This window comes from Polystyrenella longa, from assembly GCF_007750395.1.
Taxonomy (GTDB): Bacteria; Planctomycetota; Planctomycetia; order Planctomycetales; family Planctomycetaceae; genus Polystyrenella; species Polystyrenella longa.
The window spans coordinates 768436-780705 of record NZ_CP036281.1 but is presented as its reverse complement, the minus strand read 5'-3'; the positions used below and the strand labels follow the sequence as shown (position 1 = coordinate 780705).

At 50.8% G+C, this 12270-nt stretch carries 10 protein-coding genes; 7 read left to right on the top strand and 3 right to left on the bottom strand.

The window, feature by feature from the left end; all coding sequences use genetic code 11:
* Nucleotides 1-10 precede the first annotated feature (10 nt).
* The gene (locus tag Pla110_RS02885) at nucleotides 11-1003 is read right to left on the bottom strand and encodes a helix-turn-helix transcriptional regulator (RefSeq protein WP_144992987.1); all 993 of its coding nucleotides are present in this window, start codon (nucleotides 1001-1003) and stop codon (nucleotides 11-13) included.
* Nucleotides 1004-1285: 282 nt separating this feature from the next.
* Here Pla110_RS02885 and Pla110_RS02880 point away from each other — a divergent pair, with 282 nt between their 5' ends.
* The gene (locus tag Pla110_RS02880) at nucleotides 1286-2569 is read left to right on the top strand and encodes an AsmA family protein (protein WP_144992985.1); all 1284 of its coding nucleotides are present in this window, start codon (nucleotides 1286-1288) and stop codon (nucleotides 2567-2569) included.
* 133 nt (nucleotides 2570-2702) lie between these two features.
* On the opposite strand, the gene Pla110_RS02875 is transcribed toward Pla110_RS02880, so the two are convergent.
* Together Pla110_RS02875 and Pla110_RS02870 are read right to left on the bottom strand one after the other, a co-directional pair.
* On the bottom strand, nucleotides 2703-4976 hold the full coding sequence (locus Pla110_RS02875; RefSeq protein ID WP_144992982.1) for a TolC family protein: 2274 nt from the start codon (nucleotides 4974-4976) through the stop codon (nucleotides 2703-2705).
* Between the two features lie 329 nt (nucleotides 4977-5305).
* Nucleotides 5306-5599, bottom strand: coding sequence for a DUF962 domain-containing protein (locus Pla110_RS02870; protein ID WP_197440463.1), 294 nt, complete (start codon nucleotides 5597-5599; stop codon nucleotides 5306-5308).
* A gap of 343 nt (nucleotides 5600-5942) precedes the next feature.
* On the opposite strand from Pla110_RS02870, the gene Pla110_RS02865 reads away from it, so the two are divergent.
* From Pla110_RS02865 to Pla110_RS02840, 6 genes are all read left to right on the top strand, one after another.
* Nucleotides 5943-7115, top strand: a complete 1173-nt coding sequence (locus tag Pla110_RS02865; protein WP_197440674.1) for an isocitrate/isopropylmalate dehydrogenase family protein — start codon at nucleotides 5943-5945, stop codon at nucleotides 7113-7115.
* Between the two features lie 133 nt (nucleotides 7116-7248).
* On the top strand, nucleotides 7249-8064 hold the full coding sequence (locus Pla110_RS02860) for a DUF4238 domain-containing protein (protein ID WP_144992976.1): 816 nt from the start codon (nucleotides 7249-7251) through the stop codon (nucleotides 8062-8064).
* A 32-nt stretch (nucleotides 8065-8096) separates the two neighbouring features.
* The gene (lpxK, locus tag Pla110_RS02855; protein WP_144992974.1) at nucleotides 8097-9206 is read left to right on the top strand and encodes a tetraacyldisaccharide 4'-kinase; all 1110 of its coding nucleotides are present in this window, start codon (nucleotides 8097-8099) and stop codon (nucleotides 9204-9206) included.
* Between the two features lie 173 nt (nucleotides 9207-9379).
* Nucleotides 9380-10168, top strand: a complete 789-nt coding sequence (locus Pla110_RS02850) for a (Fe-S)-binding protein (RefSeq protein WP_144992972.1) — start codon at nucleotides 9380-9382, stop codon at nucleotides 10166-10168.
* Nucleotides 10168-11532 (top strand): lactate utilization protein B, encoded by a 1365-nt coding sequence (locus Pla110_RS02845; protein ID WP_144992970.1) that lies wholly within the window; start codon nucleotides 10168-10170, stop codon nucleotides 11530-11532. The genes Pla110_RS02850 and Pla110_RS02845 overlap by 1 nt, the downstream gene beginning before the upstream one ends.
* Nucleotides 11532-12176, top strand: coding sequence for a LutC/YkgG family protein (locus Pla110_RS02840; RefSeq protein ID WP_144992968.1), 645 nt, complete (start codon nucleotides 11532-11534; stop codon nucleotides 12174-12176). Before Pla110_RS02845 ends, Pla110_RS02840 begins: the two co-directional genes overlap by 1 nt.
* Nucleotides 12177-12270 lie beyond the last annotated feature (94 nt).

Sequence of the window (12270 nt, the reverse complement as noted above, 5' to 3'; positions counted from 1 at the left end):
AGTAGCGAACTCAAACATGTTTGAGTTCGCTCTGGTATCGTTCCAGTAAACCCTGCAGATGCTCGGCGATCTGGCGGCGGAGCTTTTTGGGTTTGATGACTTCGGCCTGATTACCGTATCCCAGTATCCACCAGATAATTTCACCCAGACCTTCGACCTGCACTTTGAAGTTGAGTGTTCCGTCATCGTTCCAGGTTGTCTGTTGAGTCTTGTGCCAAGTCACTTCGGCGACGTTCCTGGCCACGAGTGGTTGAAACAGAACCTCCACGGTGTGCTTCTCTTTAGGTTCGCGGATCAGATGCCATGCATTGCCCAGGTACCGTTCCAGGCTGAACCTTTGTGGAATTTCGTAACGGCTATCGAGTGTCTGTGAATTACGAATGCGGCCGACGTGAAATGTTCGTGTTTCCCGATGCAGCGTCGAGCGGCCGATCAGATACCAACTGCGTCGGCTGAACAGAACCCGATAAGGGCTACAGACGGTACTGATCTCTTCCCCATCGGAGAAGCTATCGTATTGAATTCGTATCTGACGTCGATCCACAATCGCCTGCAGGATCCGTTCGAAATGAGGTTCTGCATCTTTGAACTCGGCACGGGAATCAAGCTTCAACGTAATTGCCGATGAGATCTCGCCCACATAGTCGCGAAGATGCCGGGGCAAGTTGCTTAACAACTTAAAGCTGGCTTCACGAGCCGCCGTCTGAAATGGAATCCCCTGTTGCTGATCACCCAGGCCCTGACATAACAGCAGCAACGAGAGTGTCTCATTCAGCTTCAGATCCATTGGTGGTAGGAAGAAACTTCCCGGCAGCGTATAACCTTGCCGGTCTTCATGGAACAGCACCTGCACACCGGAATCCTGTAGAATCCGGATGTCGCGAAAGACAGTTCGCCGACTGATTCCACATAATTCTGCCAGTTGCACTGAATTATAAGCGTGCCCGGACTGCAGCAGATCCAGTAACCGGACAAGGCGTTTAATACGATTTTCAGCAGACATGAGTGAACGAGGTTATCCCGGGAGTCAATCAGCGGAGTCGAAAAACAGGAGCGTCTGGATACATTCATTATCAGTACCCGCTCTCCAGTTGCAATCGGTTCTGGAGCGGATAAATTCAATTTAGGATGATCCATACCCACGGCTCGATCGTTTCTGGTATCGTCAATACTATCCCTGGCAATAAAAAATCGCGAGAAAATACGATCAACTAATCTATCGAACGTTGAACTAAACTCGGGCCCATTACCACCGTCGGTGAAATTACGACTCTGCGAGCTTCCCATGGAAATTATCGCCATTCTGATGATGGCCATTCTGGAACTGACCGTGACCATGGTCACCTTGCTGATTCCGGCAATACTGGAATTGGTCGCGCTGATTGTGCAGTTGATTGCCGAAGGGCTCTTCTATCTTGGATTGAAAAAACGGGCTGCAGCAGATAGTGAAACAACGACAACAGAAAAGCCCTCCATTTATTCATCCCGAATCTTTCGATTCCTGCGCAGGTCCAGTAAATGGACCGCCGCGCTGTGCATGGCCACCCTGGGATTCATGCTGGTGGTGCAATTCTTCTTTTTACCGGAGACCTTGGGTTTATTCGCCGGCCGAATCGAACGTGAAACGAACAGCCGAATTGAATTCGACGATGTCACCGGAAACTTGTTCACTGGCGAAATCAGCATCCATCAGTTGAGATTAAAGTCAATCACAGCCACGGATGAAGAACATGACCTGCAACTGGATCAATTAGATCTCAACATCGATTACTGGGAATCGATCTTCCAGGGAGCTCGTTTTCAATCGGTCTCCGTCAATGGAGTCCGGGGGACATTTACCAAGCTGAAGCGTAAAAAACCGCGCGAGCCGCGTTTTCCTTTTGTCATCGAAGACTTCCGTATTGATGATGTGCAAATCGACTTTCGAGATCAGTCTCGAGGCGGCGAAGCCTTCCAAAGTGAAATTATTGTTGACTCATTCCGCAGCGAAAATTTCCAGTCGCAACTCGTGCTGTATGAATTTATGTTTAACAGTCAGATCGAAGGGACGCTGGGAGGCCATCCCTTTTCACTGAAGACGTCCGAAAACGACTCTGGTCGTAAAACAATTTGGACGTTCGATTCGATGCCGGTCACCGAATTCTCTTATTATCTTTCCGGACCGTTCGAAAGCCTTTCTTCAGGGACTCTGTCCGTCCAGATGAATTCACAGCTGACGGACGATCATCAATTTCAAAAACAGGTATGGGACATTCATCTCGAAAAGATACGGGCAACCATTCCGAAAGGAGCCTCCCTGTCGACCCGATTGCTGGCGCTCCCTATTGTATCGTTGATTAACTCTCTCGAACGTAATTTCGATCTGCAGTTGAAAACGGAACTGGCCGTTGCCGACCTTCACGGAGAATCGGCCTACGATGCCACGAAACTGAGCGAAGCCTTTAAGCAGGCTTTTCAGAAAGGATTGACGCAACAACTGGCGACTCAGTTAAAAGAACAACCTCAAAAAGCCAAAGCCATTCCGGGAAGTCTGTTTAACAACTGGCTCAAGCGGGGTTCCGAAAAATAACTGCAACAGTAGCGAAGAGTCGCATACATCAGGTTGACCACAGATACAAAAAAACCGGGAAAGTCCTTCCAGTAAATGGTACTGAAAGTCCTTCCCCGGATTTCACATCGGCGAAACTTAGACTCTAAGGAGGTCAATCCTCAAAGTCGGGGATTTCGGAAGAATTCCGTCGCGTAGGAGCGAACGGCTCTTCCTTCAAAAATTGAACTTGTTCAAATTTCGGCTTCTCTTCAAATGCATTCGAAAAGTCGAGGTTGAATTCATCAGGTAGCTCAGTCTCCAACCGGTTGGCCCGTGGCAGTTGGCTGGTTTTATTTTCCAGCGGAGCTTTAACCTGCGGTGAATCCGCTTCGATTGCGGGAGGAACCTCGGTAGGTCCTTCGCTTTCTTCCACAGATGATTTTGATTTCAGACTTGGCTCTGTTTCACGAGTTTCCGGTCTGGCGACATCGATGTAGCGAGGATAGCTCTCCGACTGGGCGAATTCACCCGGTTCGGAGTGCAGATGTGGATTTTCGATTGCATAGGTTCGAGCCCAGGCACGACGAACCGCTTGTCGATAAGCGGCGGGTGTCCAGCTCCCTTCCGAGAGGTACACATTGTCGTACTCCAGGACGGTTCCTTTACGATATTGCAGATCAAGTAGTGCCAGGTTGTAATCGACGAGGCTGGTATAGAAAGCCACTTCCGCTTCAGCGAGACTCGATTGAGCACGCAACAGTGGGTCGAGTGTCGACGTTCCTGCATCGACTTCTGCTTCGTACAATTCAACCCGACGTCGGGCTGCTTTACGTCTCGAGAAATCCTCACGAGCGGCGATATAGTTGCTATGCACTTTCTGGATAGCGACTGCCAACTCATGACTGATTTCCAACTCCAGTACGGCTAGTTGTTCACGCGATTTGGCGATACGGAGTTCGTAGTTTCGAACCTGTGCTTTCGCTGAACGAAAACCAATCGGCATGCTCAACTCGACGCCGGCTGTCCAACCCGTTTCGTCTCCTTGCGTGATCCGTTCCATCCCGTACCGAAGACCACTATTCGTGTTCGCGGCATCATCGTCGCTTCCCAATCCCCATAACTGGTCACCGAAACCGTTGACCTGATAGCTGGAGACGAAGTCCAGTTGTGGATTCGTCAGGCTCTGAGCCGCGATATGTTGCAACTCAAGACTTCGGATGGACCATTTCTGTTTGCGAATTTCAACTCGATTGGTCAGAGCTTCCACCAGGTTGCCATACCATTCCGGAATGAATTCGGCTTCAACCGGCTCATCAACAGGCCGAATGACGCGTCCATCATTCACCGACAGACCTAACAGTCGACGAAGACGAATCTCGCGGCTGTACAAGTCGCCCAAGGATGTGGCGGCGTCGGATCGACGTTGGAACAGGAGATCCCGAGCTTGCGCTTCATCGACCAGTTTAAATCCAGAGATACCGCCGATATCCAATTTCAGTTTGGCATTACGCCATGATTCCAAAGCACTGTTACGAGCAGTTACGACGGTGTGATACCGGTGATAGTCGAGATACAACTGCCAGTAGACAGTTTCCACATCGCGTAACAGGTCGATCACCGAAAGTTCAAAATCAGCAACCGTAATATCGTTATTGATTCGTGCAATCGAAACCCCCTGACTCACCCCGGTCACTCCGCTGAACCCGGCTCCGCCAGGTCCGGCAATGCGGGTGTATTCGGTACCCGAACGAGCCCACAACGGTTGGCGAAGTTCACCACGAACGTTGCCTGTATATGCCGATGGAAAGAGTTGCCCGGAAGCATTAGTACCAGAGTAGTCCCAGTCGTTTCTTAAGGCAAAGCTACCCCCAGTAGCGAATTGCTTCGAGACTCCCGCTCGAAAAGCTCCCGTTTCCCGCGTCAGGTTTCCACCAGGTGTCCCCCCGAAGAAAGGACTGTTCACAATCTCATTGTTACGTCCCCAGAGCATACTGGTCGTAAAGTTGGCATCGAAGTCAGACAGGGCCGCTTCCACACCACGACCGCCGAACAACACTCCCGTTTCCTGAATGGCCGGGTCGTAGACCGAACTGGCATTCTGATTGGTGATTGCCTCGGTGCTATTCATGAAGGAACCGTCGGTGCGGATAACACGGTTGTTTTTGAGAGCCAGGTGCAGCGCCTCGGTAAGCGACAAGTCCCAGATCTCATCATGTTTGCGATCACGAATAGTACGCGGTTCCTGAGTGAACTTAACTTCATCAGGAGTACAGTGCGCGACTTCTGTGTATTCGATACTGGTCACTTCATCTTTGTAGTGTTCCAGATGATCTTTGTCGCCGAGGTAACTCAGCTTCTTTTCTTTCATCGTCACGCTTTTGCAGCCAACCGTGGCCCAGCACATAACACAGATCAGCAACCAGTTGATTGCCTTGCTTGACTTCATCGATGTATCCCCCTGCCTGATTGCAAGTCGAACTGATATCTGTTCAGTTCAATGAAAGACGGCGCGCAAAGCTTACCTTTTATGCTGATCTCATTTTCGATCAGCAAAATGCATCAGTCAGGGACTCTCCTGCACGCTGGCGGGAGAGATGTCTCGACAGGTCAGACTTATAACAGAACCGGATCACGCACAGGTTCTATTACGCTTAACTGACATTGAAGACACATTCTGCAGCACACGCGGAATTGAACCGCTTCAGCTGACAGAATTAACCCAAACGATAGGTAAGCCGGGCACAACCGGCAGAGGAAGTATCGGCGGATTAATCGCTACTCTTTTGTCGCTTCCGAGCCATAATACTGAGAACGAGGACCAAATTCGGTATAGGGCTTACCAGCTAGCCTCTTTACCAAAACTACCTCACCGGCATCGTTCCCCTCAACGGCATGACCAGCAAATTGCAGAATGTAACCCCCAACGAAGGCCGCCAGTGCGTACCAGTACTGTTCCTGAACCAGAAAAATCACCGAGACGACAAACGTCAACGGGACACCAATCAGGTGCAGAAGACGGTTAACCGGGTGCAAATGCCGCTCGATATAGTTGTCTATGAACCGTTTCACTATGAAAAATCCTGTACAGTAATTACGGAGGTGTTCTTCCGGTCATGGGCGACGGAAAAGGAATGAACCGCGGCCTGAATCTGACTGGGTAACAAAGTGCCAAGACGAAAACGAGTCATATGCAATTGAAAACCGTTTGTAAACCGGCCTTAACCCTGCCCTGAGGGGGCTGTTGATTGCAAATAGGGTGTCGTTCTGATAACGTCGTGCGAGGAAATTTAGTGTTATTACAGCTAAAAACAGTAATCGCTCAGCTCCTATGGGGCCCACGCCTCCCGAACTGATATTACCGTTACTCACTACTTATATTCACTCGTTTGACAGACAATTACCAGAGGGAATGATGTACAAAGTTACCTTGATACCGGGCGATGGTGTCGGTCCCGAAATTGCCGAGGCAACCCGCAAATGTATTGATGCCACCGGCGTCAAAATTGACTGGGATGTTCAGGAATGTGGCATCGAAGTGATCGAAGCTGAGGGAGGCGTTCCAGCCCGAGTCCTCGAATCCATTAAAGCCAACGGTGTCGGACTTAAAGCTCCGATCACCACGCCGATCGGAAAAGGTTTCCGTTCCGTCAACGTCTACCTGCGCCAGGAACTGGGACTGTATGCCTGCATTCGTCCCTGCAAAACCTACAAAGGCGTTCGAACCTTCTTCGAAGGCGTCGATGTCGACCTGGTTGTTGTCCGTGAAAACACCGAAGACCTGTACGCCGGTGTCGAATTCGAAGCGGGCAAACCCGAAACCACCGAAGTGATGAACAAAATCAACGAGATGGCGACGGGCAGAAAGATCAGCACCAGCCCTGAAACAACCGGAATCAGCATCAAGCCGATTTCTGTTGAAGGGACGAGCCGCATCGCTGAAGCCGCTTTCAAATACGCTGTCGACAACAAACGGTCTTCCGTAACGTCGATTTGCAAAGCGAACATCATGAAATACACCGACGGCCTGTGGTATGACACCACCCGTTCGGTCGCCAAAGCATACAATGCCAAATTCGAGTGGTCTGAACTCGAAGAAGGTATCAAAGCTTCCAAAGATGTCGCTGCCACCGACTGTGGCGGTAAAATCACTTACATGGAACGGCTCATTGACAACATGTGCATGCAGCTCGTTCAGAAACCAGAACTGTACGACGTCGTGCTGACTGAAAACCTGTACGGTGATATCCTGTCTGACCTCTGTGCCGGACTCGTGGGCGGCCTGGGTGTTGCTCCTGGAGCTAACATCGGTACTGAAGGAGCCATCTTCGAAGCGACCCACGGTTCTGCTCCGAAATACAAAGGCCAGAATAAGGTCAACCCAGTTGCCCTGATCCTTTCCGGCAAAATGATGCTCGACCACCTGGGCGAACATGAAGCCGCCACCCGGTTGGACAATGCCGTCGCCGCCGTCATCGAAGAAGGCAAAGACGTCACCTACGACCTGAAACCTGTTCGCACCGACCCCACTGCTGTCGGAACTCAGGAAATGGCCGAAGCAATTTGTAAGAAAATGCAGGACATGTAAAATTCATTTTGCTACAATAGCAAGATAGAGATGATACGAATGCCCGGCTTTCTCAATTGAGACGCCGGGTATTTTTATTGAGACTTATCTAAGATAACTACTAATTTCATTGATCAGAGGGGCTATTTGATACGTGTCAAACGTACCAAGAAAACATCATTTCATTCCCAAGTTCTTCCTTAGTAATTTTACGGATGACGGTACAGAGAATGGAATGATTCATGTGTTTGATCTGGAACGAAAAAAGTACCGTACTGGAAAACCTGCTAATATCGCATTGGAAAAAGATTTCTATAAAATTGATGTTCCAAGCATTAAAGATCCAATGATCGTTGAAAAAACGCTGGCCGAGATGGAAGGCACGTGGAGCACGATTATTAAGGGTATCATTTTAAATGAACAGATGCCTGAAGACGAATGGATGGATGATCTTATATTCTTCGTTGCCGTACTACTAACTAGAACCGATTGCTTTAAGTCTCACATCAGCACGTTCATCACGGATATAGACTTGCAACACCAATCGAAGATTGACAAAAAAAATGATTCGTTATTCTTTGTTCAACAAATTTTTCTACAAGCTATTCGAATATTGCCCATCCTCAGCCGGAGGAACTGGAGTCTCAGCGTTTGCAAAGACGTTTCTCAGTGTTTGGTCTGTTCCAACTATCCGATCTCATTGATTCCCACGGTTCCACATTCGATTAATTCACCTCCCGGACTTGCCTCAGAAAAGACCCTAGTAACCTTGCCTATCAGCAAGAAGATGTTACTGCTTGGTTCTTTCGATCAACCTGTTGTTAATCGATCTATTAATCACAATGAAATCGCCGAATTTAACACTGAAACAATTTCGAACGCTGATTTGATTTTCTCGTCTAATAGAGAATTCTTGCATTTCGATGAATCTCGTAAGATCACTACAGAATTCGCATTCCCAAAAGTCTGAACAATTAATTATCGACAAAATGGACCAGCCTGATGGATGAGGCGAAATTCAGGAAACTGATTTCCGGCGAGAAGAAAAGCTTCGCAGCCAAGCTCGCGCGCGGAGTTCTGTATATCTGCTCCTTCTTTTATGGCACGGTGGTCTGGTTTCGCAATTTCAGTTACGACGTCAAATGGCTGCGGGCGCAGAAGAGCGACTGTGCCGTGGTCAGCGTCGGAAACATCACTGCCGGGGGTACCGGAAAAACACCGGTGGTCGCCTACATTGCCAACTGGTTCGAACGCAAAGGATTTTCCGTCGTCATCGTCAGTCGCGGTTACCACCAGCTGGCGGAATCAGTGAATGATGAGAAGCTCGTCCTCGACCGCCTCTGTCCCGGCATCCCGCATATACTAAACAAGAACAGAGTCGAAGCGGCCAAACAGGCCATCGAAGAATACGACGCCGAAGTCGTCGTGCTTGACGACGCCTTTCAACATCGCCGCATCTACAGAGACCTCAATCTCGTATTACTCGATCTCTCCGCCCCTTTCGGTTACGACTACCTTCTCCCACGCGGCCTGCTGAGAGAACATCCCGAGGGACTCAAACGGGCTGATCTCGTCATGCTCACACGCGTCAACCAGACAGAACGTGGCTTGGTGACTGAAGTCCAGCAAAAGCAGCAGAGTTTTCGACAAGCTTCTGCGACAACCCGACAGGAAAAGGACGATCTTGCTGCCGTCGAAGTTTCCTTTCCGCCTGAGCGATTCCTTAATGCCAGCGGAGTCTCTACCGAACTCGACAAATTACAGTTGGCTCCCGTGGCCGCATTCTGCGGAATTGGCAACCCGGAGGCTTTTCGCCAATCGCTGGAGAAACTCGGACTCGAAGTCGCCTACTTCCGAGCGTTTCCCGATCATCACCACTACCGCGAGGAAGAACTTGACGAGGTCGCTCACGATGCCAAACAAGCAGGCTGCTCCCAGATTTTGACGACACTAAAAGATCTCGTCAAAATCGAAAAGGACAAATGGGGAAAACTTTCCCTGTGGGCCGTCACGACCGGCATCGACTTTGAAAAGGGACGGGAATTGCTCGATGACAAACTGGAGGATGTGGCTCATCTTATTCGAGAGAAGCGAGACGAAGCGAAAGCTTAAACCTCCGGATTCAATCGGAAAGTCCGTCTGAATGGAGATGGCAGGTTCGCATTCCTCCGACTCTCTTCTATAATACAGTCCTTAAGAATAGAGTGACCTGTATCTGTACCCGCTTTCGATCCTGAATTCGAAGCCATTCCGGTTTTGAATTGTCCCTATAAAGTTGATTCTGTATGCCCCGGGTTGGCCTGTTTATTCCCTGTTATATTGATCAGTTCTATCCCGATGTCGGCCTGGCCACATTGGAAGTCCTCGAACAACATGGGTGCGAAGTCGATTATCCCGCCGCACAAACCTGTTGTGGCCAACCCATGGCTAACACGGGTTGTACGGATGCGGCCGTGCCCCTGGCCGAACGGATGATCAATGTCTTTGCCCCTTACGATTATGTGGTCGCCCCCTCCGGTAGTTGTGTTGCCATGGTGCGCGAACATTACACCGACCTGCTGCCACTTACGAATAAACTCCAGGAGTTTCAGGCGAAGACGTTCGAGCTGTGCGAATTCCTGACCGACGTACTCAAGGTCGACTCCATCAGTGGAAGTTTCCCATACAAAGTGGGCGTCCACCAAAGCTGTCATGGGTTGCGAGAACTTCGACTTGCTCGCAGCAGTGAAACTGTCGGCGACGATTTCGATAAGGCGCGGCAACTTCTCAAATCACTGGACGGCATCTCCTTTGCCGAGTTAACACGCACCGACGAATGTTGTGGTTTCGGTGGGACCTTTGCGGTGCATGAAGAGGCTGTATCCTGCATGATGGGTCGCGATCGTCTGGCCGATCATCGCGCGGCGGGAACGGAAGTCCTCACGGCGGGTGACATGTCCTGCCTGATGCATCTCAACGGATTGAATCAACGCCACGCCCAGCCTTTCCCCGTGATGCATATTGCCCAAATCCTGGCGGGTCGACAGCCCGAAGGAATCACGCCTGTCAACTCAACTGATGGGAGTGTTGCTTAATGGCTGGACATGCACAACTCGCTGATAAGTTTGTCGCGAATGAAGAGCGGGCCCAATGGCACGACAAATCACTGTGGTTCGTCCGCCACAAACGGGACAACATTTCGCATTCCATTCCTGAATGGGAAACACTCCGCGAAACCGCTTCGCAAGTCAAATTGCATACGGTCGCGCACCTTGCGCAGTATCTCGAAGAATTCGAAACCAACGCGAAGAAACTGGGCGTCACAGTTCACTGGGCGAGTAACGCCGCCGAGCACAACGAGATCGTCCTTAGCATTCTGCAAGAGCACAATGTCAAACGCGTCGTCAAAAGCAAATCGATGCTGACTGAGGAATGCCACCTCAACCCGCACCTCGAAGCCGCCGGGATGGAAGTCGTCGATACCGACCTGGGCGAGCGCATCGTGCAACTTCGCAAGGAACCTCCGAGCCACATCGTTCTGCCCGCCATCCACATCAAGAAGGAAGAAGTCGGCGAGGTCTTCCACGAGCATTTGGGTACGGAAGCAGGTGCGAGCGATCCCGGTTACCTGACCGAAGCGGCCCGTCAACATTTACGGGAAAACTTCCTGGCTGCCGACGCAGGCATCACGGGAGTGAACTTCGGCATCGCCTCCACCGGCGGCATTGTTGTTTGCACCAACGAAGGAAATGCTGACCTGGGTACGGCGTTACCCAATCTGCATATTGCCTGTATGGGAATCGAAAAACTGATTCCCTCCCCCGACCACCTCAGCCTATACACCCGACTGCTGGCCCGATCCGCGACAGGGCAACCGATCACCACTTATACATCGCATTTCCATGGCCCAAAACCGGGCGGCGAGATGCACATCGTGCTCGTGGACAATGGACGAAGTGATATTCTTGGCAGCGATGATTTCCGGCGTTCACTCAGTTGCATCCGTTGCGGTGCCTGCATGAATACGTGCCCCGTTTATCGCCGCAGTGGGGGGCACAGTTATCAATCAACCGTCCCCGGCCCAATCGGTTCGATTCTTGGCCCCTCGCAGAATGCAAAAGAACATTCGAGTCTCCCTTTCGCCTGTAGCCTGTGTGGTTCCTGCACCGATGTCTGCCCTGTGAAGATCGACTTACATCATCAGTTGCTCACCTGGCGGAAAGAGATTTATGTGAGAGGGCTGCTTCCTTTCAGTAAGACTTTCCCGATGAAAGTGATGTCGAAAGTCTTCCAACGCCCCGGCCTGTATGCCTTCGGTGGCAAGGTCGCCCGGAAAGCATTACGCCTGATGCCTCGCTGGATGATCTACAACCCTCTCAATGGCTGGGGGCGTCAACGGGATCTGCCCGAGGCACCCAAAGAGAGTTTCCGCGACTTGTACAAGAAACGTAAGAAGTAATGAGCTCCCGCGACAAGATACTCAAGTCGATCAACCGGCACCTCGTTCCCGCAGCCCCGCTGCCCGACATGGATCAGGCGTGGATTCAGTTCGATAATCCCACCGAACAGTTCCTGACGATGCTCTCCGCCGTAGGTGGACGCGGCGAAGTCGTGGCTAACCTGCAAGCAGTCTCTGCCAAACTGCACGAAGAACCTTTTTATGACGATGCAAAACAGATTTGTTCGCTCGTTCCCAATCTAGATATCTCTGCAGACAAACAAGTCGATCTCAATGCAATTGAAGATCCACACGATCTGGCCGACATTGACTTCGCCATCGTCCCCGGAGAATTTGCGGTCGCAGAGAACGGGGCGATCTGGGTCACCGATGCCCAAGTCAAACATAAGGCACTCTACTTCATCGCGCAGCATGTCGTCATCGTCGTTCACGCGAGCGACATCCTCCACAACATGCACGAAGCCTATCCCCGCACGGGCCTCAACACAGAGGCATTCCAACAGACGCCCCACTTTGGTGTCTTCATCTCCGGCCCCTCGAAAACTGCCGACATCGAACAATCCCTCGTGATCGGCGCCCATGGTGCCAGATCACTAAGGGTGTTCCTGGTGGAAGAGAGTTTTGATCGGGCTCAGTTTAAGTGAATCACGAAGACACGAAGAATATTGGGTGGCCAAGACAACTCTTCGAGATTGTCTGGGCCACCCTTAACTTTTGCGACACACAACATCTGTGTCC